General features: G+C 43.7%; 18 protein-coding genes. 13 read left to right on the forward strand and 5 right to left on the reverse strand.

The genetic code is table 11. The annotated features are described in order from the left end of the window. Window positions 1–16 precede the first annotated feature (16 nt). From I2I04_RS11465 to I2I04_RS11485, 5 genes are all read left to right on the forward strand, one after another. Entirely contained in the window at window positions 17–919 is a 903-nt protein-coding gene (locus I2I04_RS11465) for a glycoside hydrolase family 18 (RefSeq protein WP_195655064.1), read from the forward strand. 12 nt (window positions 920–931) lie between these two features. Next, entirely contained in the window at window positions 932–2,230 is a 1,299-nt protein-coding gene (locus tag I2I04_RS11470; protein WP_195655065.1) for a DUF1735 and LamG domain-containing protein, read from the forward strand. 35 nt (window positions 2,231–2,265) lie between these two features. Beyond that, on the forward strand, window positions 2,266–3,858 hold the full coding sequence (locus I2I04_RS11475) for a BT_3987 domain-containing protein (protein ID WP_195655066.1): 1,593 nt from the start codon (window positions 2,266–2,268) through the stop codon (window positions 3,856–3,858). 199 nt (window positions 3,859–4,057) lie between these two features. Then, window positions 4,058–4,825 (forward strand): DNA-binding domain-containing protein, encoded by a 768-nt coding sequence (locus I2I04_RS11480; RefSeq protein ID WP_195471073.1) that lies wholly within the window; start codon window positions 4,058–4,060, stop codon window positions 4,823–4,825. A 287-nt stretch (window positions 4,826–5,112) separates the two neighbouring features. Beyond that, window positions 5,113–6,831: an ATP-binding protein gene (locus I2I04_RS11485; protein WP_195655067.1), complete on the forward strand. Its 1,719-nt coding sequence runs from the start codon at window positions 5,113–5,115 to the stop codon at window positions 6,829–6,831. A gap of 47 nt (window positions 6,832–6,878) precedes the next feature. Here the strand turns inward: I2I04_RS11485 and I2I04_RS11490 are convergent, their stop codons facing one another. Beyond that, entirely contained in the window at window positions 6,879–8,441 is a 1,563-nt protein-coding gene (locus I2I04_RS11490; RefSeq protein ID WP_143257851.1) for an ATP-binding protein, read from the reverse strand. A gap of 122 nt (window positions 8,442–8,563) precedes the next feature. Here I2I04_RS11490 and I2I04_RS11495 point away from each other — a divergent pair, with 122 nt between their 5' ends. The 6 genes from I2I04_RS11495 (at window position 8,564) to I2I04_RS11520 (ending at window position 18,983) form a co-directional block, all read left to right on the forward strand. Beyond that, a complete protein-coding gene (locus I2I04_RS11495; RefSeq protein ID WP_195655068.1) occupies window positions 8,564–10,738 on the forward strand; it encodes a DNA topoisomerase 3 in 2,175 nt (724 codons plus the stop codon). 66 nt (window positions 10,739–10,804) lie between these two features. After that, window positions 10,805–12,844 (forward strand): hypothetical protein, encoded by a 2,040-nt coding sequence (locus tag I2I04_RS11500; protein ID WP_195655069.1) that lies wholly within the window; start codon window positions 10,805–10,807, stop codon window positions 12,842–12,844. A 42-nt stretch (window positions 12,845–12,886) separates the two neighbouring features. Beyond that, entirely contained in the window at window positions 12,887–13,978 is a 1,092-nt protein-coding gene (locus tag I2I04_RS11505) for a carboxypeptidase regulatory-like domain-containing protein (protein ID WP_143257854.1), read from the forward strand. Window positions 13,979–14,006: 28 nt separating this feature from the next. Further along, window positions 14,007–16,937, forward strand: a complete 2,931-nt coding sequence (locus I2I04_RS11510) for a tetratricopeptide repeat protein (RefSeq protein WP_195655070.1) — start codon at window positions 14,007–14,009, stop codon at window positions 16,935–16,937. After that, window positions 16,934–17,755, forward strand: coding sequence for a hypothetical protein (locus I2I04_RS11515; protein ID WP_143257856.1), 822 nt, complete (start codon window positions 16,934–16,936; stop codon window positions 17,753–17,755). Before I2I04_RS11510 ends, I2I04_RS11515 begins: the two co-directional genes overlap by 4 nt. A 169-nt stretch (window positions 17,756–17,924) precedes the next feature. Beyond that, window positions 17,925–18,983: a linear amide C-N hydrolase gene (locus tag I2I04_RS11520; protein WP_195655071.1), complete on the forward strand. Its 1,059-nt coding sequence runs from the start codon at window positions 17,925–17,927 to the stop codon at window positions 18,981–18,983. Window positions 18,984–19,096: 113 nt separating this feature from the next. Here I2I04_RS11520 and I2I04_RS11525 read toward each other — a convergent pair whose 3' ends face one another. Both I2I04_RS11525 and aroC read right to left on the reverse strand, forming a co-directional pair. Then, a complete protein-coding gene (locus I2I04_RS11525; protein ID WP_195655072.1) occupies window positions 19,097–20,461 on the reverse strand; it encodes a dipeptidase in 1,365 nt (454 codons plus the stop codon). Next, window positions 20,461–21,537 carry a chorismate synthase gene (gene aroC / locus I2I04_RS11530; protein WP_195655073.1) on the reverse strand — a complete coding sequence of 359 codons (1,077 nt, stop codon included), beginning with the start codon at window positions 21,535–21,537 and terminating at the stop codon, window positions 20,461–20,463. The genes I2I04_RS11525 and aroC overlap by 1 nt, the downstream gene beginning before the upstream one ends. Window positions 21,538–21,699: 162 nt before the next feature. Between aroC and I2I04_RS11535 the strand changes: the two genes are divergently transcribed. After that, on the forward strand, window positions 21,700–22,266 hold the full coding sequence (locus tag I2I04_RS11535) for a calycin-like domain-containing protein (protein WP_143257860.1): 567 nt from the start codon (window positions 21,700–21,702) through the stop codon (window positions 22,264–22,266). A 102-nt stretch (window positions 22,267–22,368) separates the two neighbouring features. On the opposite strand, the gene I2I04_RS11540 is transcribed toward I2I04_RS11535, so the two are convergent. Continuing rightward, the gene (locus tag I2I04_RS11540; protein WP_185911537.1) at window positions 22,369–23,157 is read right to left on the reverse strand and encodes a porin family protein; all 789 of its coding nucleotides are present in this window, start codon (window positions 23,155–23,157) and stop codon (window positions 22,369–22,371) included. Window positions 23,158–23,186: 29 nt separating this feature from the next. Continuing rightward, window positions 23,187–24,272 (reverse strand): PCMD domain-containing protein, encoded by a 1,086-nt coding sequence (locus I2I04_RS11545; RefSeq protein ID WP_143257861.1) that lies wholly within the window; start codon window positions 24,270–24,272, stop codon window positions 23,187–23,189. Window positions 24,273–24,405: 133 nt separating this feature from the next. On the opposite strand from I2I04_RS11545, the gene I2I04_RS11550 reads away from it, so the two are divergent. Next, the gene (locus tag I2I04_RS11550) at window positions 24,406–25,692 is read left to right on the forward strand and encodes a serine dehydratase subunit alpha family protein (protein ID WP_143257862.1); all 1,287 of its coding nucleotides are present in this window, start codon (window positions 24,406–24,408) and stop codon (window positions 25,690–25,692) included. Window positions 25,693–25,766: the final 74 nt, after the last annotated feature.

Here is a 25,766-nt window from a genome sequence, read left to right on the forward strand (position 1 = left end):
TTAAATCAATGAGATTATGAAATATAAATCAATCTTTAAGTTATGCTTGCTGACTACTTTTCTGTCGGTTGCCGCCGTCGGTTGTGACGACTGGACGGAAATGGAAATACACGATAGTCAGGTGAATGGGTTTAAGGAACAGAATCCGCAGGAATATGCAGCATATACACAGAATCTCCGTGCATATAAGGCTACGAAACACGCAGTCGTTTATGCCCGGTTGGATAATGCTCCGGAAGTATCTACCGGTGAGAAGGATTTTCTCCGTGCGTTGCCGGACAGTATCGATATAGTGACGATGCGTAATGCCGACCGCCTGTCCGAATATGATCGGGAGGATATGAAGTTGGTGCGTGAGGATTATGGGACGAGAGTGCTTTACTATATAGACTGCACGGCTGAAGATAAGCTGAACACCTCTGTTGCTTCTGCAGTTGAGGCAGTGCGTACAGGGACATTTGACGGTATTGCCCTCGGTTCGGAAGGTGCTGCGGTAGATGTTTCGGCGTTAAGGCCGCTTGTGGATGCTTTGGGACAGACACCGTGTCTGTTAGTTTTTGAGGGTACTCCTTCTTTGTTGCCGGAAGCGCAGCGCAGCCTTTTCAACTATTTTGTGCTCGATATTTCCGCTGCATCCGATGAATATGATATAGAAACCTCCGTACTCTATGCCACCGGATATGGCAAGGCCGCCCCGGAGCGTCTGTTGCTTGCAGTCACTCCTGACGGTACATTGACCGACTATAACGGAGTGACGCGTAATGCTATCGCCGGAGCAGCTTACGGTGCTCTCAATATGGATACACCGTTGGGAGGCATTGCTATTTACAATATCTCTGCCGATTACTACGATACTGATATTATTTATAAACAGACCCGTGGAGGCATTCAATTTTTGAATCCCGCTTCGGTTCACTAAACGATGGAAGCTATGAGAATACATAAACTTTATCAGTGCTTTGCAGCCGCAGTTTTGTTATTTCTGCCGGTTGCCTGTGATAATACGGATTACAGCGAAAAGTCACCGTTCGATAATTCGGCATACTTGAATGTAGCTGCCAGTAAAAATACGGAGGCTTTCACTTTTAACCGTAAAGTGACAAGCCAGACAAAAGCCTTTAACGTGAACTTGACTTATCCGTCGGGGAATGACGTGAAGGTCAGCCTGAAGGTAGACCCTTCAATGATTAGCACCTATAATGCAAAGAATGACACCCACTATGAAGCACTTCCCGAAGCATATTACCAGTTGTCGACAGACGCGGTGACTATTCCGGCAGGGAAGACTACTTCCGAAGAAATACGCATCAAGTTTCTGAAACTCGATGAACTGGAGATTGATGCTACCTATCTTTGTCCTCTTTCTATAGGAGGAGCCGAAGGAGTGGGCATCATGAACGGTTCACGCACAATGTATTACCGCGTGCGTCGTTCCAGTGCCATCACTACGGCAATGAACCTGAAGAACGTGTATGTCGCCGTTCCGGGATTCGATAAGGGAAGCCCTACCGCAGATGTAGTGAATAATCTGACAGCTATTACAATGGAAGCAATCATACGGATTAACCAATTTGATGATGAAACGAATATTTCCTCCATAATGGGTATCGAGCAGTATTTGTGTGTACGTTTGGGAGATACGGGCTTCCCTCGTCAGCAGTTGCAGGTTCAGACCCCTGTGGGCAAATTTCCTACTGCCGACAAAAAACTCCAGCTTCAAGCGGGAGAGTGGTATCACATCGCATTGACGTGGGATTTGAATACGCAGGTGATTGCTTTCTATGTGAACGGAAAATTGCAAAGCAGGGAAGAAGGACACGGCAAGAGTGATGTAACAACCATTAGTTTGGGGGATAAACTGGCGGATGATGACAATGGTAATGGCGGTGACTTTAATTTCTATTTCGGACGTTCGTACGGTGAATCTCATGATATAATTCGTCAGCTGAATGGTGATATTTGTGAAGCCCGTATATGGAGCGTGGCACGTACCGAACAGCAAATCTATGAGAATATGTATAATATCGATGACCCGGCAGCCGAATCTGATTTACAGGCTTACTGGAAATTTGACGAAGGCACTGGAAATACTATTATAGACCGGACCGGACATCACAATGATGCGAAGATGATTCCATACTGGACGAATGACACCTATACACAGCCACGTCCGAAAACGGAAGCAGAGTTATGGCCCAGTGGTGTGGAAGTGCCTATAATGAATAAATAAGTCAAAGTGGTTATAAACTAAAAACGAATGACGATATGAAACGAATATTAAAATATATCTGGCTTTGGGGCTTGTTGTCTTTATGCGTTTCTTCTTGTGAGGAAGAAGCGGCTGTAATCAATCCTGATGTTTCGCATGATAAACCGACAGAAGTGGTCATAGGTGATTCGCCAAGATTGTGCAGCGATCTGCAGAAAGATAATCAACAGGTGTTCCTTATAGTTACTGATAAAGAGAATGAGGTCGTAACAGACCATGTGTCTGTAGTAATGAAAGAAGCCGCTGCGGGAACGAAGAATTTGACAGTGGTGGTAGATAAAGATTTCGATGTGGAAGCTTTCCAATTAGCATATACCAACTCGAATTACACATTGTTACCGGATAATGCTTATGAATTGGGCAATGGTGGTAGTCTGACAATTGCTGCCGGAGCTATGCAATCGGGTAAGATGACTTTAATTCTTAAGGGATGGATGTTACCGAAAGTTGAGAATAATATAACTTCTTTGAAAACTACTCAATTTCTACTTCCTCTTCGAATAAAGGAGGATGGTGAATATCAAACGTTGCTTTATCGTATCAATTGGACCAATGGAAAGTTTCGTTTGACTTCTGACAAAGGATATACTTGTATAGGATATGTTGACACAGAAAAGATGAGTCCTTTGGTAAGTTCTGTGTATTGGTTGCAAGAAAATTTTATGGTTTTTGACAGCACTCGATTTCCTCAACTTTTTGATGTTGTAAATCTACTAAGAGCTACTATTGATGCAGGAGGTAAACTGAATTTGAATGCAGATATAAGCCATGTATTGAAAAATGCAGATAAGTATATCCGCCCCTTGCAGTTAATGGGCATGAAAGTTTGTCTAACAGTGAAAAATAGTTCAGCTATAGGCTTTTGTCATCTGACAGATGGTGAGATTGATAATTTGGTAGCACAAGTGAAAACCGCAGTAGAATTGTATGGATTGGATGGCATCGATCTTTGGGATGATAGTGATGAATATGGAGCAAATGGAATAAAGAACACCAGTGCCTATCCAAAATTAATAAAAGCTTTGCGTGGGGCATTATCAAAGGAAACTATGTTAACGGTTGCTGATAAGGGGGAAGCGACAGCAACCTTCTTTGACAAAGAAAAATGTGGTGGTATAGAAGTTGGCAAATACATTGATTATGCTTACAATGGATATATAAATCAATATTCTATTCCTTTTTGGACTGATTTTGAAGTGCCTGATGCAGACTGGCTGGTTCATGGACGAAAGCCTTTTGCTGGTTTGGATAAAGAATGTTTTGTTTGTTTTGCACAGGATTTTACAAAGAGTGTCCTCGCCGAACATGAAATGAAAGAGGATATGGATTATATGTCTTTTATGATGGATATAGAGGGTAGTGGTGAAATAATACCTAACGGAGTGACTGTTTTTCAAGAAAGTAAGGGATATATCGCTTACGATATTCCTGATAATACTCGGGGAGCGGAAGGAATAACACAGGCTCCTATGGATGATATGAATTGGTTATATGATCCTAATTTTGAAACTCAAGTAGTCAGATTTCCTCACGAATCGGGTGCTGTAGGAAATGATGTTAATAATACTTATTTCCGTAAAGACTGGTAACAGCCTAAAATGCTAATTCTCCATATCGAGAATCCATAAAGCTTTTCTGGGGGCTATTATTTATTCTTTTGATAATAAAGTAGTACATCAGAATGAGTAATCAAACAGTTGTCAGTCATTTCGGACTGGCTGATGTCGAATATGTCCGTAGTTTATAGTTGAATACAACAAAATAACTTTTTTACTAATAAATTGAATAATGAAGAATGTATTGAAAATCTGGTTAGTCGACAACACTGTAACCGTCGACAACAAAGACGATAAGATCGGTCAGCTCGAATCGTCCGGTAATCTTTCGTTGCAGGACATCCTCAACGAGATGCACAAGGAGGACACCGGGCTCCGTCCCGAAACCATCGAGCACGTCGTGAAGCTCTACAACCGTGTGGTAGGCGACCTCATCCTTAGTGGATATAGTGTCAACACCGGTCTTTACCACGCCGTAGCACAACTCCGCGGCGTTATCGATGGCGGAAGATGGAATCCCGAAAAGAACTCCGTCTACGTTTCTTTCACCCAAGACAAAGAACTGCGTGAAGCTATCGCCCAAACCTCTATCAGTATTCTGGGCGAACGCCAAAACGTGATGTACGTTGCCGGATTCTCACCTGCCACCGCCACTGCAGGCCGTCCGTTCACGGTCAACGGCCGTATGTTGAAAATTGCAGGTACGGATTCTTCCGTCGGAATCACTATCTCCGACAGTAAGGAACAAACCACACCGGTCGACCTCAATATGCTGGCCGTCAACAACCCGTCGCAACTCACATTCATTGTTCCTGCCGGGCTGGCTGATGGCGAATATACCCTCACCGTCACTACTCAGTATGCAGGAAGCACGCTCTTGAAAACACCCCGAACCGCTATCGCTACTTTCTATGTCGGCAAGAAACCCGATGCGGGAGGTGGCTCCGGCTCTGGTGGAAGCGGCGGAGGAAGCGGAGAAGCTCCCGATCCTGCAGAATAAAATGTTCTCTTGGCCGGATGTAGCAACCCCCCGCCCGGTTTATGCAGAGAGGCTGCATAGCTCTATACACGCATCATGTATAGAGTTGTGCAGCCTTCGTGTATAGGGCTATACATGATGCGTGCATAACTCTGATATTTTTTCTTGTTTTGCTCTCTTTTTTATCAAATACTTACGAATATAACCATATTTGAGTTTGGTGTTTAGCTATCTTTTTTGTACTATATTTGTTTATAGTACTAATTTATTAGTACTTTTGTCTCTACCGAAAGAAAATATTAAAGATTATGGCAAGAATAACGATTCCTTATGCAGTGGCAGATTTCGCAGAAATGCGCGAACGTGGCTTTTATTATGTCGATAAGACAAATTACATTCCGGGACTTGAAGACTACAAGGCTCCTGTTTTTCTCCGTCCCCGCCGTTTCGGGAAAAGTCTACTCATCTCCATGTTGGCCCACTACTACGACCGTACGAAAGCGAATCGTTTTGAAGAACTCTTCGGCGGCACTTGGATTGGCGAACATCCTACGAAAGAGCATAATCAATATATGGTGATTCGTTATGACTTCTCGGCTATGGTGATGGCGAATGACATGCAGGGACTGGCACAGAACTTCAATGACTTGAATTGTGGACCCGTGGAAGTCACGGTAGAACATAACCGTGATTTATTTGGTGATTTCCAGTTTACAACCAAAGGGGATGCTTCCAAGATGCTTGAGGAGGTACTTACATATGTACGTTCACATGGACTTCCCAAAGCCTATATCCTGATTGACGAATATGATAACTTCACCAATCAATTGCTTACTTCTTATAATGATCCGCTTTATGAAAAGGTAACCACCAGCGACAGTTTTCTTCGTACCTTCTTTAAAGTAATTAAAAAAGGCATAGGCGAAGGTACTATCCGCACTTGTTTCTGCACAGGCGTATTGCCGGTTACTATGGACGACCTGACTAGCGGATACAACATTGCGGAAATCCTCACCCTCGAACCGTCTTTCCTCAATATGCTCGGTTTCACCTATGAAGAAACGAAGACATACTTGCGCTATGTACTTGATAAATATACTCCCGGTGCAAGCGAAGAACGTTTCGAGGAAATCTGGCAACTTATTGTGAGTAACTACGACGGTTATCGTTTCAGCCCCAGTGGTGAGCGTCTTTTTAACTCCACTATTCTGACCTATTTCCTTAAGAAATTTGCTGCTAATGCCGGAAGCATTCCGCCCGAACTGATCGATGAGAACCTGCGTACGGACATCAACTGGATTCGTCGCCTGACTCTTTCGCTTACCAATGCCAAAGAAATGCTCGATGCCCTGGTGATAGACGACGAACTGTCCTACAACGTTACCGACTTGTCCAGTAAGTTCAATAAAAAGAAGTTCTTCGAGAAAGAATTCTATCCTGTCAGCCTGTTCTACTTGGGCATGACCACCTTGAAGAGTGCTTACCGCATGGTACTCCCCAACATGACTATGCGCAGCATCTACATGGATTATTACAACCAACTGAACAAGATTGAAGGCAACGCCAGCCGCTACGTCCCGGTTTACGAGCTGTATGATTCCAACCGTAGTCTCGAACCCCTCGTCCAAAACTATTTCGAACAATACTTGGGACAATTCCCCGCACAGGTCTTTGATAAGATTAATGAGAACTTCATCCGTTGTTCTTTTTACGAGCTCGTCTCCCGCTATTTGAGTCGTTGCTATACCTTTGCCATCGAGCAGAACAACTCCGTAGGCCGTTCGGATTTCGAAATGACCGGCATCCCCGGCACGGATTATTATACAGACGACCGCGTGGTGGAATTCAAATACTATCATGCCAAAGACGCTGACCGGATGCTGGCCCTAACCGAACCGCTGGCCGAACACGTGGAGCAAGTGAAAGGCTATGCAGAAGACACGAAAAGGAAATTTCCCAATTATCATGTCCGCTCGTATGTGGTGTATATCTGTGCCAACAAGGGATGGAAGTGCTGGGAAGTGTAGTAGGAATCATTTGTCGATAAATATGAGGAAGAAGTAATTATACTTTCTTATTCCTCGGGTAGCCATCGACTGACATTTCGTGTGTCAGTACTGAATTCTACTCCCACCTTTTTGACTTCCCGTTCATCTGCCTGATAAGGGATAAGATACCCTTTATCTTCGATTTGCTGTAATGCCTGCTCGGCTGTGCCATTCAGCTTGAATTCGAACACATAAATATACTTCGGTGTTTTGACAACTGCATCGGCCCGTCCTTTTGCACTGCGTACTTCTGCTTGTGTGAACTGTCCCATGAGCTTGAATATCAGATAGAAAACAGTCTGGTAATGTCGCTCTGTCTGGTCATTCAGTTCGTAAGGTATATCGGCAAAGAAGGCTTGAAGACGGGTTAGAAAGGCATTGATATTGCCACTTTCCAACTCATGGACAAATTTGCCAATATAGAAATCTTGCTCATTATCGGGAATATTAGAGTAGAATGGTAGAAGGAAATTCATAAAGCCATATCTCACTTCATCATTGGGAAAAGCAAGTTGATAAGTCTTGAAACGAGGGTCGTATTCTTTAATTGTCAGATACCCGCTTTGATAAATCAGCGGAATAGGGTTCCTGCTTTCTGCCCGGTATTCGTTGAATGACGCTGCGTTTGCTTCCACTCCGTCAATGAGCGTCCGCAGGTCATAGTTACTATCCATCAGCATCTTGACAAGGAAAGTAGGAGTTCCTGTCTGAAACCAGTAATTCTCAAATTTATATCCGTCGAACACATTCAATACACTGAACGGATTGAACACACCTTCTGCATATTCACAGAAATGATACCCGTCATACAGTGCAGTCATCTTATGGATTGTATCTTCCGGGGTCATCCGGTTGTATGAGGCTAGCTTATCCAATTCCGGGGTGAATGTATCTGTCAGTTCTTGCTTGGTGATGCCGCAAATGGTGGCATAAGGCGGTTTCATGCTGATGTCATTCAGTTGGTTTAAATCACTGAATACACTGACTTGTGAGAATTTGGTAACACCTGTCAGAAAGACGAAACGCAGATAGCGGTCAGTGCTTTTTAGTACTCCATAGAATGCTTTTAGCATTTTACGGTATTCTTCAAACAAAGGCAGATTGTCCAAAGCCTGTAACAGAGGTTTGTCATATTCGTCTACTAATACGACTACTTGTTTCCCGCTTTGCACGCATGCACGCTCTATAATATAGGCGAATCGTTCTTCCGGTTGTCGATCTTGTTTTTCGGTTCCGTAGATTGCTTCCCATTTCTCCAGATGTTGGTTGAGCATCGCTGTCAAATCTGCCGGAGAATCATACTTGCGTGCATTCAGGTCAATATGAAAAACCGGATAGACTTGCCAGTCAACTTCCATTTGTGAGATGGCTAGTCCTTCGAACAAGTCTTTACGTCCCAAAAAGTAAGCCTCGAAAGTAGAAATCAACAGGCTTTTTCCGAAGCGTCGGGGACGGCTAAGGAAATAGGGGATGCTTGTTGATACCATTTTTCCGACAAGAGCAGTTTTATCTACATACAGATAATTTCCTTTGCGAATTTTCTCGAAAGTTTGTATCCCGATGGGTAATTTGCGGTTTAAATCAATCATACTTGTTCTTTGTTATAAGAATTCTACTCTTGCAAAGGTAACATATTCTGTGGGATATTGTTCTTTTAGACAAATATTCGTGTAACTTTGTAGGCTGATAATATAAAACAAGAAGAGAAAAAATGATAGTTTGCATAGCCGAAAAGCCGTCTGTAGCACGTGATATAGCCGAAGTACTCGGTGCTCATACCAGAAAAGAAGGATATATAGAAGGAAACGGATACCAGGTGACCTGGACATTCGGGCATCTTTGTACCCTGAAGGAGCCACATGAATACACGCCTAACTGGAAATCATGGAATTTAGGTAGTCTGCCGATGATTCCTCCACGTTTCGGCATCAAGCTGATAGAGAATCCTACCTACGAAAAACAATTCCACATTATCGAGGGGCTGATGCAGAACGCGGATGAAATCATCAACTGCGGTGATGCCGGGCAAGAAGGAGAATTGATTCAGCGCTGGGTGATGCAGAAAGCCGGTGCACGCTGTCCGGTGAAGCGTCTGTGGATTTCTTCATTGACAGAAGAAGCCATCCGGGAAGGATTTGCCAAACTGAAAGACCAGACGGATTTCCAATCACTCTATGAAGCCGGTCTTTCCCGTGCGATGGGTGACTGGTTGCTGGGAATGAACGCTACCCGTCTTTATACTATTAAATACGGTCAAAATAAACAGGTACTCTCTATTGGTCGTGTACAGACACCGACTCTGGCATTGATTGTCAACCGTCAATTGGAAATAGCCAATTTTGAACCCAAACAATACTGGGAGTTGAAAACCAATTACCGGGATACCACTTTCTCTGCACTCATCCGCAAAAGTGATGAAGAAATAGCTGCGGAAGAGGAAAAGAACGGTGGAAAAAAGAAAATAGATAATCCGGGCATCGACCCTATTGCCAACCGGGAAGAAGGCGAGGCACTGGTAGAACGCATTAAGAATCTTCCGTTTGTAGTCACCAGTGTAGGCAAGAAAGATGGGAGGGAGTTTGCTCCACGTTTGTTCGACTTGACCTCACTTCAGGTAGAATGCAACAAAAAATTCGCTTATTCGGCCGATGAAACACTGAAACTGATTCAGTCTCTTTATGAGAAGAAGGTGGCCACCTATCCGCGTGTCGATACCACTTTCTTGAGTGATGACATTTATCCGAAATGTCCTGCTATCCTGAAAGGACTCCGTGATTACGAGGTGCTGACAGCTCCGTTAGCCGGTACCACGCTTCCTAAATCAAAAAAGGTATTTGACAACTCGAAGGTGACGGATCACCATGCCATTATCCCTACCGGAGTCTATGCTCAAAACCTGACGGATATGGAACGCCGTGTCTACGATCTGATAGCCCGTCGTTTTATAGCCGTGTTCTATCCGGACTGTAAGATTTCTACTACTACTGTAATGGGAGAAGTGGATAAGATAGAATTCCGGGTAACCGGAAAACAAATTCTGGAACCGGGATGGCGTGTTGTGTTTGCCAAGGAAGTAAAAGACCCTACCGAAGAAAAAGAAGAAGAGGATGAAAATGTACTTCCTGCTTTTGTGAAGGGCGAAAGTGGTCCTCACATTCCGGACCTGAATGAAAAATGGACGCAGCCGCCCAGACCTTATACCGAAGCAACATTGCTTCGTGCTATGGAAACGGCCGGGAAACTGGTGGACAATGATGAACTTCGTGATGCCTTGAAAGAGAATGGCATCGGTCGTCCGTCTACCCGTGCGGCTATTATTGAAACGTTGTTTAAGCGAAATTATATCCGTAAGGAAAGAAAGAATCTGATTGCTACCTCGACAGGTGTGGAACTGGTGCAGATCATCCACGAAGAGTTGCTGAAATCGGCAGAACTGACCGGGATCTGGGAAAAGAAGTTGCGGGAGATTGAAAAGAAAACATACGATGCCCGCCAGTTTCTCGAAGAACTGAAGCAGATGGTTTCGGAAATCGTGATGAGCGTACTTTCTGATAATACGAATCGACGTATTACTATTCAGGATGCAGTTGCTGCAAAAGCCGGAGAGAAAGAAAAGAAGGAACCTAAAAAGCGTGAACGAAAACCGAGTACACCGAAAGAAAAGAAACCAAAGGCGGAAAAAAAGACGAATGAAGTGAAAACCGATTCGCCCGGTTCTCCGGCTCCGATGGCTACGGCTGCTTCAACTCCTTCTGCAACAGGTGGGGGAGATGCGTTTGTTGGTCAACTCTGTCCGCTTTGTGGTAAAGGAACCATCATTAAGGGGAAGACTGCTTACGGATGTTCGGAATGGAGAAATGGATGTACTTTCCGAAAGAGTTTCTGATAGAAAAGAAGTGACCCTGCTATTGTTTTTCACTGATTTATTTTGTGTTTTCAATAAATTATTCATATGAGCCGCTTTATAAACTACTATAAGAAGATATTCTCACAAGAGTACATGGATCGCACTATTTCGGGTGGGATCAAATCACAACTCACCTTGCTACTCATTACCATCGCTACGGTGCTGGCTATCTTTTCTGTTATCGTGATGCTCTTTTCCATCCAACTGCATGGACACGAGGAGTGGGGAGAAAAGCTCTGGGTGGTGTACAACAACTTTGTAGATCCCGGTAACCAGATAGAAGAGACAGCTTGGCCTAACAGGATGTTAGTGGGACTTATCAGTTTTTCGGGATCCATTTTGTTGGGTGGTGTGCTTATCTCTACCATCTCTAATATTATAGAGCGGCGTGTAGGGGTGGTATACACAGGGCGGATGACTTATCGTAATATAAAAAATCATTATGTGTTGATAGGATTCAATGAGTTGTCCATCAATATGATACGTGAACTGTATAACGAATGTCCTTCAGCACGCATCTTGCTGATGAGCGGTATAGAGGCGGCAACAGTGCGCCATCGTATACAGTCGGCCCTCCCCATCGAGATAGAGCGGCAAGTGCTTGTTTACTTTGGCAATATTGAGTCGATTGAAGAACTTCAGCGGTTGAACATAGCGAGTGCTATTGAGGTGTATGTGTTGGGAGATGAAGAACGTTACGGACGTGATGCTAAGAATATAGCTATTGTGCATTTGGTGAGTGCTCTGCGTGGTAAATGTTCCGGCGGCGAGATGATGCCTGTGTATGTGCAGTTCGACAGCATCCCTTCATATTCTAACATACAGAAAATGAATTTGCCGCCCGAAGTATTTAGCATAGAAGGCAAACCTAATATTTTCTTTCGCCCCTTTAACCTCCACGAAAATTTGGCCCGGCAGCTATGGAGCCTCTACGCAGCCGATTGTGAAAGGCGTTATGATCCGCTGGATTATCGCCCCATAAGCATAACGCAACAGCCTGATGGAAGTTGGAGTGCTACCAGTCAAGACTATGTGCATCTGGTTATCGTGGGATTCAACCGAGTGGGACGTTCGTTGCTACTCGAAGCACTACGTATCTGCCATTATGCCAATTATGATGACCGCCTGCCTGCGGATGAACGTATACGTACCCGCATCACTTTAGTGGATCGCGAGATGGAAGCACAGAAAGACTACTTCAAAGCTCAGTTTCCTTATATAGAGAGTCAAATAGATGATATTGAGGTGGAATATTGCCATGACGACATTTGCAGTACTGCTATGCGTACCCGCCTGCAGCAGTGGGCACAAAATAAACATTGTATGCTTACAGTGGCCATTTGTGTGCATGATCCAGATTTGAGTCTTTCATTAGGACTCAACTTACCGCATGAAGTTTATCAATATCAGTGTCGTGTGCTAATCCGTCAGGAGTTTAATAATGATTTGTCGTCGATGGTGGACGACGAGAAGGGACGCTATCGCTATGTCAAGGTGTTTGGTATGGTAGACAGGGGAATAAAGAAAAACATCTTGCAAGATAAACTGGCTTTGTATGTGAACTATTTATACGATTGTTGTTATGCTGATGAAAGTCTCAAACAAAAAGAGGTATTGAAGAAGATGTATGAATCCTACGGTAACCACTCTGCTGACTTTATTTTGATGAACCATCAGGCGCAGTTTCTGTGGAATAAACTAAGCGAGCCGTTGCGTTGGGCTAACCGCTATCAACTAGATGCCTACAGTGTATTTTGTCGCACACTGGGCTACGGCATCAGACGGAGTGACCGCTCACCGACACGCATATCCGAATCTATGTTCAATGAAGAACTGCCAGCTCAAGTTTTGTATTTGTTAGTGCGCATGGAGAAGTACCGATGGAATGCCGAGCGTACAGTGGCCGGCTGGAGACGTGCTAAGGTGAAGGATAAAGTATTTTTGCAACATCCTCTTATTATGCCTTTCAGCGAGCTACTGCAAAAGCATCCCGAGGAGCTAGAGAAGGACGCTGATGTTATTTATAATCTGCCCTACATACTGGCATTGGGAGGATATGAACTTTATAGATTGGACGATCAATAGATCTATTTAACATTTGTATATAACGACACAACATTTAGATACATGAAAAACGTAAAAGTCTTTATTGCTTCGTCGGCAGAACTCGATGAAGATAAATTGCAGATGGATCTCTACTTTTCGCAGAAGAATAAGGGATATAGGAAACGTGCCATCTGCTTCGAACAGCGTACCTGGCGTGATTTTCCCAGTTACCTTTCCGAGGAGCATCTGCAGAATAGATATGATGATTACATTCGCCAATGTGATATTGTGATTTTTCTTTTCCACACTCGTTTGGGGCAATATACGCTACGCGAACTGCAAGTTGCTTTTGAACAAGTGAAGGCGAGTGGTGGTAAACGTCCCAAAATTTACATTTATGCTAAACGCGACGAGCATGGCGCGGCACTACTGGAGAAACTAAAACAATACAGTGAGCAAGAATATGGGCACTTCTGTGATACTTATGCCGACTACAATGAGTTGTTTCATCACTTTGACTATCAGTTAACGCAACTGGAAAACGAAGGTTTCATACGTCCCGATCCTGTAGACTTGCCACGTACGAGACGTTTTGTACTGCTTTGTTTGCTGCCTGTGGTGATAGTGGCTCTTTTCTTGCTGGCCTATCAGTTGTGGCAACCTGTGACGTTTAGGGTCGAACTAAAAGAGAATATAGCTACCACACTGCCCTTCCGGGGAGCTACGCTCACGCTGAAGTATGCCGATGTAGTGGAAACCCGTGAACTGGCTACGTTGCAAGAGATGGTGAAATTTGAAGGCATCAACCGCAAGCATGCTTGGCTCGACGACTTCACGCTAAGTTTCAAAGCTAAGGGCTATATGGCTGTAGATACTACACTAAGTTACACCCATGTTTGCTCTCTGAACATTTGTCGTAATAATGATGCCGGTCTGCTGAAAGGGATAGTGACTGATGAAGAGAGAAGACCCGTAGCCGATGCTCGTGTGCAGGTACTGGACTACTCTGCACAGACCGGGGCCGATGGTTCCTTCTTGATAGAGGTGCCGTTATCGCAGCAAGCCACTAGCTATCGTCTCACTGTGATGAAAGAAGGCTTCGAGATTTGGGATTACAATGGGGTAGCTCCGTCGCCTACTGAGCAGATGCGCATAGCCTTGCGCAAAAAATAGTATAACCTTCAAACAACAGTGTACTCTCATGAAAAAACTCCTGTTTACAGTTGCGATATGTGTAGCTACTTTTTCGGTTATATGTGCACAGAGCCAACGCGGCACTGTAGTGATACAAAATTCTGGCAAAAAAGCCTTGCCGCAAGTGAATATAGTGATAGAGGGGGCTACACCCACTACCAGTGATGCACGGGGTTGTTTTGAGGTGCAACTACCCAATCATATAGAGGGGCAACGGTTGCTTATACAACAGATAGCCTATCGTGACTGGGTGGTGGTTAATCAACACATGGTGAACCAATGGGTATATGCACCTACCAAAAACTATCGGGTAGATATGTGTGCTAAAGAGGAGTATACAGCTAGAGTAGAGCAATTCTACCAAATAGGTAAAACCAATGCGAAGGCTAAGTACACTAGTGCCATGGCGCAACTCAAACAACTCAAAGAGGAAGGTAAAGTGAATAGCGACCATTATATGCAGCGTCGGAAAGAGATACAGGCGGCCCTGAACAATGCGCAAGAGATGTTAGACTGTTATGTCCCCTTGTTAGTAGCCATTAATACAGATTATTTGGAGCCTATAGAGAAACAGGCGCAGCAGTTAGTGACGCAGGGGAAACTCGATGAGGCTATCGGCTTATACGAAGGATTACAATTGGAAAAGAAGTTGGCGCATGACCTTGGTCTGAAGAAACAGTGGGATGAAGATATTGAAGACATGATACCCACCTTAGAACGATTTGCGCAAACATTGGTACTGCAAGGTGGTGAGGAGAGTTATCAGAGGGCGGGAAAGTTGTTTAAAATGATAGCCGACAGCAGCCCTACGCACATGAACCGTAATGCCGACTATGCGAACTTCGCTTATCATCAGAGAAACTTTACAGATGCCGAGATTTACTACAAGAAAGCCGTAGAGCACAGCAAAACACCTTACGATTTGGCTGATTGGTATACAAAACTAGGCCTTATATATGATGATGTGAACCGTTTGGACGAGAGCTTTGATTATTTTAACAAGGCGATACAGGTGCTCGATAAGCTACCAAAAAACATGTTGGCTACAGCCGAACTTGCCGTGAACCTCAATATCAATTTTTCGGTCCTGCTCCTTAAGATAGTGCGCAAGAGTGCGGATAACGAAAAAAAGAAGGGATGCCAACTGGCACTTAATATGCTTAAGGAGGCTGTGAATATCCTATTAGCTTTAGGATCTACGCAGATGCAAGATTACGAATCGAAGCTCATGGCTTGTTATCAAAACATGGCTGTTTTCTATAGAATAATTGATGATAAGAAAGGGCTGGCACAAGTTCAATCGGGTATCGACAAACTCGATATGGTCAGTGCGGAAGCCGATACACAACTAGACTATTGGGTGTCGAAGGTAAATCATGCTCACTACAATCAAAAATATGCCGAGATGTTGGCTGCTTGCCAGAAAGCTGATGAGGTTGTAGAAAAATTGTATCGTAACAATCCCCGTCAGTATAAGATAGAGCGTATCACTGTCTATCAGTTGTTGGCTACCGCCTACTATGAGTTAGACCGGTATGTTGAGGCGGTGAACATTGACGAAGAAGGATTGGCTATTTTCAATACCCTCCCTGACGAGGAGAAAGATATGCAGCGTGAACTCTATTATAACTTATATTACAATCTTTATCAGTGCTACTATTATACCCAACAGCATAATGAAGCTTATGATGCTATCGAAAAAATCCATCCATATTTGAAGATTGAGGAGCCACAATATGCTGTAAGTATATGGTTCACAGCTCTCAATGCAGCTTACAATTTAGGACGTTATGAAATTATGAAATATGGCAAAGAAATCGTCGAAACCCTTAAGGTGTGTCAAGATAACGAGACTTTTTATTCGCAGGTCAATGCTTGTTATGCTTTATTGGGTGCACTCTTTTTCAATACCGGTCATGTGGACACGGCTCTTTATTTCTATGACCTTAGCGATAAGTGTGCTGCTCAGCACGGACATACGCGTATGTTAGCTTACAATAAACTTAATCGTCTGTCACTTAGTCTTATATGCCATCGGGCGCAGGAAGTTATTGCCGGTGCTCCGGCTATAGAAATCGAATTAAAGAAACGGCAAGCCGATAACGATAGTTTTGCACAGTTGAAGTATGTCCAAATGATGGCTCATATGATGCTGGGGCAATGGGACGAAGCTAAGCGCATCTCACAACTCATGAATCAGATGCCGGCGCAAGACGCTGCAGCCGGACGTGCCCGCTCGTTGTTGGCACAGGCAGTATTATGTATGCATACCAAGCAGGAGGCGAAAACCTATTTTGACCGTTTCGTGGCCGAAGCCGAGGATGTACGCAGGTATAGCCTCTTTAGGTATTATGAGTTGATGTCTGACTACTATTTTTTGTGTCTCTATTATGCTATACAGGACAAACAATATAAACAGGCTAATGATATAATCTCCAAACTGTCCGATGTCGTGAATGGTTTGACCGAGGAATCACCTGTTCGAGGTGTCTATATGCAAATACTGTTGCTGAACAAATGTGGAGATTTGGCTTACTTCACTCACCAATATCAGAAGACTCTTGATGCCTATGAAAATGCCATCTCTTCATTTTATGAATATCATGCAAATTCAAATGTGCAATGTTATACTTATATGTATGGTTGGGTGTCGTCATTATTATTGGATAATGATTTCTATAAAACAGAGCAAACTATGCGACAGATGAAAACAGCCCGTCAGGGATTCATTCAACAGGCTTTTATGCTAGCACTTTACGCTTTACATACTGATGACGAGGCGGGTAAGGAACTGGTGGCTCATCTCAAAACTCGTAAGTTGCCTGGAAGTGAAGAATGTTATGCTCCTGTTTTGTTGCTTTATGGTAAACAGATGAAAGACCATATAAATCAAGACTATCAACCTACACTTAATCTACTCATCCAATTGTTGTCATGAAAAAGTTTTTGTTGTTTGTTTTCTGTGGGTTATGTGGCTTTAATATCCATGCTCAAGTTACGCTCAGGGGAGTGGCTGTGAAAATGAATTCTGCTTTTACTCCTGTGGCAGGAGTAGAGGTTGTAGTGCAAGGTGGTGTGCCTACTCTCACTGATGGTGCAGGTGCCTTTATACTGAAACTACCTCACATGGAACCGGGTGATCTCTTGTTCGACATCCGTATTCATAAACAGGACATGGAGATAGTTAATCTCAAAGAAGTGGAGCAATGGGTGGCGAGTGAAGATATACTTTATAAAGTAGTGCTCTGTCCGAAGGGGTATATTGAACAGAGCAGACGGAAATTCTACAACATAGGTAAAAGTCATTATCAGCGAGAGTATGAACGTAAATTGCAGGAACTTCGTGTGACACGCGAGTTGCAGCAAGCAGATGCTACGGCTTTTGAACAAGAAATGGCACAACTCAATCAGGAGTATGACAAGCGTATGAAGTTGCTGGAATACTATGCCGATAAGTTTGCGCGTATTAACAAGGACGAACTATCAGCCATGGAACGGCAAGCTTTGGCGTTAGTGGAGAAGGGGGACATTGATGGTGCAATACATATCTATGAGACATCAGGTATTGTGGAGCAATTTAGTAACAAGGTGGCGCAACGTGATTCATTGCAACAGTCATTGCAAACTACTCGTAAGTTCATTAAACAGCAATTGGAATGGTACGAAAAAGAGGGAGGTAGTGTATCTCAAGAAAAAGCTATTCAGCTTAAACGGGTGTTACAACAGTTAGAGGAGAAGTACAAACAGAATGAATAGGTAGAAAATGCTTCCTGCGATGATAACTATCATGCATCGAAAAACAAAAAACTTCTTTCCCCATCGAATAAATTCTTTTTTTTCATTAAAATCTTCTTTCTTGTGGGCAATAATCGTGGCATATTTGTTATTTATAAATAAGAGTATCAATTATTTAAAAAGAAAGAATATGAAGAAAAGATTAGTAGGAGTTGCATTGGTGTTGGCTACCGTCTCTTTGGGGAGTATACAGCCTGTGGAAGCATGCACGCGTGCAGTATACATAGGTCCTGAGCAGATGGTGATAACAGGGCGTACCATGGACTGGAAGGAAGATATCATGACGAATATCTATGTCTTTCCACGCGGTATCCAGCGTGCGGGACATAACAAGGATAAAACGGTAAACTGGACTGCCAAATACGGAAGTGTGATTGCCACAGGATATGATATTGGTACTTGCGACGGAATGAACGAGAAAGGATTGGTGGCGAGTCTGCTTTTCTTGCCGGAATCTGTTTATTCTCTTCCCAGTGATACTCGTCCGGCAATGGGAATCAGTATTTGGACACAGTATGTACTCGATAACTTTGCTACGGTACGCGAAGCCGTTGATGAACTGAAAAAAGAGACTTTCCGGATTGATGCTCCCCGTATGCCGAATGGGGGACCGGAATCTACCTTGCATTTGGCTATAACCGATGAAACTGGAAATACGGCTGTATTGGAGTATCTGGATGGAAAATTGAGTATTCACGAAGGGAAGGAATACCGGGTGATGACAAATTCTCCCCGATATGACTATCAGTTGGCTATTAATGATTATTGGAAAGAAATTGGTGGCTTACAGATGCTACCGGGAACAAATCGTGCGAGTGACCGCTTTGTCAGGGCTTCTTTCTACATTCATGCCATTCCGCAAACAGCTGATGCCAAAATTGCTGTTCCCAGTGTATTGAGTGTGATGCGTAATGTTTCTGTGCCATTTGGTATTAATACGCCGGAGAAGCCTTATATTTCTTCTACCCGTTGGCGTTCTGTCTCCGATCAGAAGAATAAAGTGTATTATTTCGAATCTACTTTGACACCGAACATGTTTTGGCTGGACTTGAAGAAAATAGATTTTAGTCCGAAAGCAGGGATTAAGAAATTGTCTCTGACAAAGGGAGAGATTTACGCAGGTGATGCAGTGAAGGATTTGAAAGACAGTCAATCGTTTACTTTCCTTTTCCAGACTCCGGTTATGTAGTTTGTCGGTGTCTGCAAATATATAAAAAGAGCGGTGGACAAGTGTTTGATTACAAGCTTGTCCATCGCTCTTTTTTATATACCGTTTATAACTTGACCTTTTGTCTGTCCGCTTTATCGTCTGGCATATTCCTGATGAAATTCAATGACTGCCTCTATCCCTTTACGGAAAATATCCAGTGAAAAGTTTTCGTTGGGTGAATGGATGGCGTCTAATTCAAGTCCGAATCCCATCAATACGGTTTTGATTCCCAGCACTTGCTCGAAAGTGGAAATGATAGGAATACTGCCGCCACGGCGTACTGCCAATGGTTTCTTTCCGAAAGCAATTTCAAAGCCTTTTTCGGCAGCCTGATAAGCAGAAAGCGAAATCGGGCATACGTATCCTTGTCCTCCATGCATTGGAGTCACTTTCACCTGAACAGTTTCCGGAGCAATGCTTGAAATATACTCTGCAAACATCTGCGAAATCTTATGATGATCCTGATGCGGCACTAACCGGCAGGAAACTTTTGCATACGCCTTTGAGGGAAGTACGGTTTTAGAACCTTCCCCCGTATATCCGCCCCAAATGCCACATACGTCAAAAGACGGACGACAGCTGTTGCGTTCCAATGTACTGTATCCTTTTTCTCCGAAAAGTTCTTTTACGCCGATTGCTTCTTTGTATTTCTTTTCGTCAAAAGGAATATGGGCTATCATGTCCCTTTCCGCTTGAGGCACTTCTTCCACATCGTCATAGAATCCGGGGACAGTGATACGTCCGTCGGTATCCGTCACCTTGCTGATAATCTGGCAAAGTACGTTGATCGGATTGGCTACTGCACCTCCGAAATGTCCGGAGTGTAAATCACGGTTCGGTCCGGTCACTTCTATTTCCCAGTAAGCCAGTCCGCGAAGACCGGTCGTTAAAGACGGAAGTTCAGCTCCCAGCATACTCGTGTCCGAGACAAGGATGACGTCTGCTTTCAGTAACTCTTTGTGCTCTTCGCAGAAAGCCTCCAGGCTGGGCGAGCCTATTTCTTCTTCACCTTCGAAGATGAATTTTACATTATTCTTCAGTAATCCGTTTTTGACGAGATATTCGAATGCTTTCACCTGGATGAATGATTGTCCTTTGTCGTCATCTGCTCCACGTGCCCAGATATATCCGTCCCGTATTTCCGGTTCAAACGGTTGGCTCTTCCAAAGTTCCAGCGGTTCGGCCGGCATTACATCGTAATGAGCATAAACCAATACAGTCTTTGCGTCCGGATCGACAATCTTTTGAGCAAAAACAATCGGATTGCCTTTTGAGGGCATCACCAATGCTTCGTCTGCTCCGGCTTCAAGTAACAACTGCGCCCAGCGTTCCGCACAAGCCAGCATATCATCGTGATGCTCCGGCAGAGCACTGATGCTGGGGATACGGATGAGGCTGAACAGGTCATTCATCATTTCCGGTTCGTGCGCTATTATGTATTTCTGAATTTCGTTCATTATAGTTGCGTCGTTTTATCCAATAAGTAATAATCAAGTATGGTCATGGCGGCCATTGCTTCTACGATAGGCACGGCACGGGGCAGTACACAAGCGTCATGGCGTCCGCGTGCTTTCAGGGTGGTGTCGACACCATCAATGTTGACGGTTTCTTGTTCCATCAGCAATGTTGCAATAGGTTTGAATACTACACGGAAATAGATATCCTGACCATTACTCAATCCTCCCTGAATACCTCCGGAGTGATTGGTATGTGTCTCGATGCGTCCGTTGTTATTATAGAAAACATCGTTCTGTTCGGAACCTTTCATTTTCAGTCCCTTGAATCCTTCACCGTATTCGAATGCTTTGGCAGCGTTGATGCTTAACATTGCGTTGCCCAAGGCTGCATGGAGCTTGCCGAAAACAGGTTGTCCCAGTCCGATGGGGCATCCCTTGATGACGCAGGTCAGTGTGCCGCCGATGGTGTCACCTTCCCCCTTCACTTTATATATAAGGTCTGCCATTTCTTTTGCTTTTTCCGGATCCGGACAACGCACATCGTTTGTTTCTATCAAATCGAGATCGTAATCCGAGTAAGTGCCCTCTAGCTTGATAGGACCCACCTGCGAAGTATAAGCAGTGATGCTGATACCCAGTTGACGAAGCGCTAACTTGGCCAATGCGCCGGCTACCACGCGTGAAATCGTTTCGCGTGCGGAAGAACGTCCGCCGCCACGGTGGTCACGGATTCCGTACTTTACTGTGTACGTGTAATCAGCGTGTGAAGGACGATATACATTTTTCAGATTGTTGTAGTCATTGGAGTGTTGGTTTTCATTCCAAACGATAAAGCCAATAGGGCATCCGGTGGATTTCCCTTCAAAAATACCTGAAAGAAACTCAACTTTATCGGGTTCTTTACGTGCAGTAGTAAGAATAGATTGTCCCGGACGGCGACGATTAAGTTCTTGTTGTACAAATTCTTCGTCGATGATAATTCCTGCCGGAAATCCGTCAATCACTCCTCCAACTCCTTTTCCATGAGACTCACCGAAACTTGTGAGCCGAAAGATATTGCCAAATGAATTAAACATAGTTGTGGCTTTTTTAAAATTACTATATGCAAATATAACAAAGTTTTCGATAAGAAAGTTGTGAACTCGAAATATCTTCGAAAAAGGAAGCATATTGAACCTTTTTTCTTCTTTTTAGTTTATAAGGGACGAAGTTTATTATAATAACTAAACCAAAGACGTATGAAAAAGAATCTATTGTATTTATTAGCATTGGTCTGCTCTCTTACTTTCTTTGCTGCTTGTAGCAGTGATGATGACGACAGTGATAACAAGGATAATGGGAATCCTCCTGAAGAAGAAGCTGCGATAACGGCTCCGGATGTAGTCGGAACGTATTGGGGAAATCTGGATATATCCATGATACCGGATGGCTCTGACCAGGAAATTGTCATAGGGGATGGAATAGAGAAGTTTATCACCCTATCGCAGGTCAGCAATACGGAAGTGAAGATTGAACTGAAGGATTTTGAATTGTTTATCAATCAACAGATTCTGAAGTTTGGAGATATTGTTGTTGATAAATGTGAAGTGAAGAAGGGGGAAGGGGTGTCTACGTTTACCGGACAGCAGGACCTTACGTTTGAGGGAAATGCTGCTTCTTTGGGTACTTGTCCTGTAACTGTTACGGGAACGGTAGAAGATGGAAATGCAGACATGACCATTAACGTGAAAGTGCCTACATTGCAACAGACTGTAAAAGTGACCTATTCCGGAGTGAAACAGGTGGCAGAGCCTGGTGGCAATTAATCTTCTTTTTTATCACAGGACACGCGGATTCATACAGATTATAAAATAGAGACTATCAATATAAATAATCAGTGTGAATCCGCGTATTATCTGCGGTGAAGTTTAAAATGCGTACCCAAAACCTATGTTTAAATAGATGGGGTACATTGCAAAAGTGATTGTATTAAAATCGTTTTTAAATATATCGTTCAATCCCCAAGTGAGATCAGCGTACACATTGAGGTGCTTGAAAGCTCGCCATCCGGCTCCCACCTGTAATCCCCACTGGAAATGTCTCAAGTCGTCCGAGAAATCGTAGGTTGCAATTTTGCCGTCGGTAAACTCTACTTTCGGACCGGTAGGATCATCTTCCCGCAAATATCCTTCGTACACATGACCTGAAAATTCTCTTGAAAGCAGATAGGAGAAATAAGGGCCGGCTTTGATGTTCCATCGGTTACTTAGTTTGTAGGTGGCCATTAGAGGTATGGTCAGTCCGGCGGTATGTACTTTGGTTTTCACTCCGCCCGTCCATACTCCGCTGATTCTTTCACCTCCCTGCCCGAGAATTTCCATATTGTAATTCTTCACGGTGGCTTCGGTGGTCATTGCTTTGTTTTCGAGCCGGAGTCCGACTATGATTCCGAGCTTGTTCTGAACGGCAATCCATTTGGTCACTTCGCCCCCTATGCTGATGGCCAGTGTCGGGTTATATCCGTCAATCGAACGGATTTCTACCGGAAGGGGAAGCGGGGCCGTGCCGCCAATGCTGAAACCTGCTTTGATCTCATATTCCAGTCCGTGAAGGGCGGAACGGATCAGTGTTTCATTTCGGTCTACCTGTGAATAGCCGGGGAGAGCTATTCCTATACAGGCTAGTAAACTGAATATATACGGATAGATTTTTATCATGATTGTTGTTATAAAGTTATTTAATCCCACTAATTTTCCGAGTGATAGATTAACTCGGCCTCATCGATTAGTAATGTACTTCCGATTGCTCCGTTAAAATGATCTCCTTCCAGGCTTGAGGTGAACACGATGGCTATATTATATTTCCCATCCCTTAGCTTCTCCTTATCTATGAATTTTCCGGGGAGAGTGATAAAAGGAAGTTTAAAGTAAGTCCATTCGTTCGTTTCTTTGGCATCATCAATCCGTGCCGTTGAAATCAGGTTCGGACTGGTGAATGCATTCGTTCCGTCAAGAGTAGGAACGGATTCGCTGGTTTCGTACATGATGGCATATATGTCACAGATGTCCCGTTTCCCGTTCACAGGCTTTCCTCCCTCTGTAAACTGATCTCCTGCTTTGTATTTATAATAACCTGCCAGATAAGTGGGTACATGCCGGAAAGGGAGCCCGAATTTGGTTGCTTTCAGCGGATTGCTCATAGCGTTATTCACATCGAAAGAGCCGATAAACAGATTTCCTGCCGCAATAGGCATTCCTGCTAGCTGACCGAAGAATCCGGTACTGCGTGTCACTAGAGAGAGGCATTTGCCGGCTTTCCCGTCCGTTATTTGGAAAGTGGGATAATCATCGGCTGTTTTGGCTACTCCGGTCATGGCATAACCCGCATTTCCGCTGGCCCATTCCATTACTACTTTATCTCTTTCGCGTTCCACAAATATGTAGTACTTCTTTCCACCAAGTGTATCTTCGAAATTATAGTTTGTGGCAAGTTCCGTGTCGATCACCGACACGGTATATGCTTTTTCCCAAACGCCATCAGCGGCTGTGACAGTATATTTCTGTGGGGTATTGAAATTTCGTTCCGTGCCGCTAAGCGGACTGATCGTAGCTCCTGGAGTTAATGTAAATTCAGGCTTGAGTTCTGAAATATCAGTTCCCGGACCGACAAAGATAGTTATGGAATTATTGTTAATAATAGGACTGGTTGTCATGGTTACTCCCGGTAATATGCAACTTAATATGTCTGCTTCTGCATTGAGGGCTTCTTCGCGGATACATGAGGAGGATACAATTGCTAGTAGCAAATAGATAATCACGTGTTTCGCTTTCATTTTTCTATCAATTCTTTCTGTTAAAGTTTAGCGTATGGGAGATTTTATAACAATATGAGATTTTATTTGTTCATTATAGAGTGTTGGAAAAGAAAGAATTTCCTATTTTTGTGGAACCAAAACTTATAAGTCCATGACTGAATCAGAAAGAAGGCAAATTATAGAATTGATTAAGAGAGAGGTCATTCCAGCTATCGGATGTACGGAACCTATCGCAGTGGCGCTTTGTGTAGCTAAAGCTGCCGAAACACTGGGGGCGAAACCGGAGAAGATAGAAGTCCTGTTAAGTGCTAATATATTAAAGAATGCCATGGGAGTCGGAATCCCGGGAACGGGTATGGTCGGACTTCCCATAGCGGTTGCTTTGGGTGCGTTGATAGGCAAATCAGATTATCAGTTGGAGGTGTTGAGGGATTGTACACCGGAAGCGGTAGAACAGGGAAAACAGTTTATCGCAGAAAAACGGATTTGTATTTCTCTAAAAGAAGATATTACGGAAAAGCTTTATATCGAAGTGATCTGTAAAATGGGAGATACAATGGCTAAAGCCATCATTGCCGGTGGACATACTACCTTTATATATATAGCAAAAGATGAACAAACGTTGCTCGACAAGCAACAGACAGTCAGCGAGGAAGAGGAAGATGCTTCGCTCGAACTAAACTTGCGCAAGGTCTATGATTTTGCACTGACTGCTCCGCTAGATGAAATCCGCTTCATCCTTGATACAGCCCGATTGAACAAAGCTGCTGCCGAGCAAGCCTTTAAAGGTAACTACGGACATTCTTTAGGTAAAATGCTTCGGGGGACTTATGAACATAAAGTGATGGGAGATAGCGTGTTTTCTCATATCCTCTCTTATACGTCGGCTGCTTGCGATGCCCGTATGGCTGGTGCTATGATTCCTGTAATGAGTAATTCCGGCAGCGGTAATCAGGGAATATCTGCTACACTTCCTGTTGTTGTTTTTGCGGAAGAAAACGGAAAAAGTGAAGAGGAACTGATCCGTGCTTTAATGCTAAGTCATCTCACTGTTATATATATCAAACAAAGTTTGGGACGTCTGTCTGCTTTGTGTGGTTGTGTGGTAGCTGCCACAGGTTCCAGTTGTGGAATCACCTGGTTGATGGGAGGAAGTTATAACCAAGTTGCCTTCGCTGTTCAAAACATGATTGCCAATCTGACAGGAATGATTTGTGACGGTGCAAAACCGAGTTGTGCTTTGAAAGTAACCACCGGAGTTTCGACAGCTGTACTGTCTGCCATGATGGCAATGGAGGACCGTTGCGTAACTTCCGTAGAAGGGATTATAGATGAAGATGTAGACCAAAGTATCCGTAACCTGACAAGAATCGGCTCGCAAGCCATGAACGAAACGGATAAAATGGTACTTGATATCATGACGCACAAAGGATGCTGATTTTAAGTATTAGGTAGCAAGTATTAAGTATTAAGTATTAAAACTCCGGCTATATCCGCACGAAATTAATACTT

Origin of the sequence: Bacteroides sp. 1001136B_160425_E2 (assembly GCF_015559655.1) — a bacterium.
Lineage (GTDB): Bacteria > Bacteroidota > Bacteroidia > Bacteroidales > Bacteroidaceae > Bacteroides > Bacteroides luhongzhouii.

Bases quoted from the DNA above. Each gene is read 5' to 3' on its own strand.
- I2I04_RS11465 (WP_195655064.1), top strand. From the start codon at position 17: ATGAAATATAAATCAATCTTTAAGTTATGCTTGCTGACTACTTTTCTG.
- I2I04_RS11490 (WP_143257851.1), bottom strand. From the start codon at position 8,441: ATGATTGATTTAAACCGCAAATTACCCATCGGGATACAAACTTTCGAG.
- I2I04_RS11515 (WP_143257856.1), top strand. From the start codon at position 16,934: ATGAAAAAGTTTTTGTTGTTTGTTTTCTGTGGGTTATGTGGCTTTAAT.
- I2I04_RS11510 (WP_195655070.1), top strand. From the start codon at position 14,007: ATGAAAAAACTCCTGTTTACAGTTGCGATATGTGTAGCTACTTTTTCG.
- I2I04_RS11550 (WP_143257862.1), top strand. From the start codon at position 24,406: ATGACTGAATCAGAAAGAAGGCAAATTATAGAATTGATTAAGAGAGAG.
- I2I04_RS11535 (WP_143257860.1), top strand. From the start codon at position 21,700: ATGAAAAAGAATCTATTGTATTTATTAGCATTGGTCTGCTCTCTTACT.
- I2I04_RS11495 (WP_195655068.1), top strand. From the start codon at position 8,564: ATGATAGTTTGCATAGCCGAAAAGCCGTCTGTAGCACGTGATATAGCC.
- I2I04_RS11525 (WP_195655072.1), bottom strand. From the start codon at position 20,461: ATGAACGAAATTCAGAAATACATAATAGCGCACGAACCGGAAATGATG.
- I2I04_RS11545 (WP_143257861.1), bottom strand. From the start codon at position 24,272: ATGAAAGCGAAACACGTGATTATCTATTTGCTACTAGCAATTGTATCC.
- I2I04_RS11500 (WP_195655069.1), top strand. From the start codon at position 10,805: ATGAGCCGCTTTATAAACTACTATAAGAAGATATTCTCACAAGAGTAC.
- aroC (WP_195655073.1), bottom strand. From the start codon at position 21,537: ATGTTTAATTCATTTGGCAATATCTTTCGGCTCACAAGTTTCGGTGAG.
- I2I04_RS11480 (WP_195471073.1), top strand. From the start codon at position 4,058: ATGAAGAATGTATTGAAAATCTGGTTAGTCGACAACACTGTAACCGTC.
- I2I04_RS11505 (WP_143257854.1), top strand. From the start codon at position 12,887: ATGAAAAACGTAAAAGTCTTTATTGCTTCGTCGGCAGAACTCGATGAA.
- I2I04_RS11475 (WP_195655066.1), top strand. From the start codon at position 2,266: ATGAAACGAATATTAAAATATATCTGGCTTTGGGGCTTGTTGTCTTTA.
- I2I04_RS11520 (WP_195655071.1), top strand. From the start codon at position 17,925: ATGAAGAAAAGATTAGTAGGAGTTGCATTGGTGTTGGCTACCGTCTCT.
- I2I04_RS11470 (WP_195655065.1), top strand. From the start codon at position 932: ATGAGAATACATAAACTTTATCAGTGCTTTGCAGCCGCAGTTTTGTTA.
- I2I04_RS11485 (WP_195655067.1), top strand. From the start codon at position 5,113: ATGGCAAGAATAACGATTCCTTATGCAGTGGCAGATTTCGCAGAAATG.
- I2I04_RS11540 (WP_185911537.1), bottom strand. From the start codon at position 23,157: ATGATAAAAATCTATCCGTATATATTCAGTTTACTAGCCTGTATAGGA.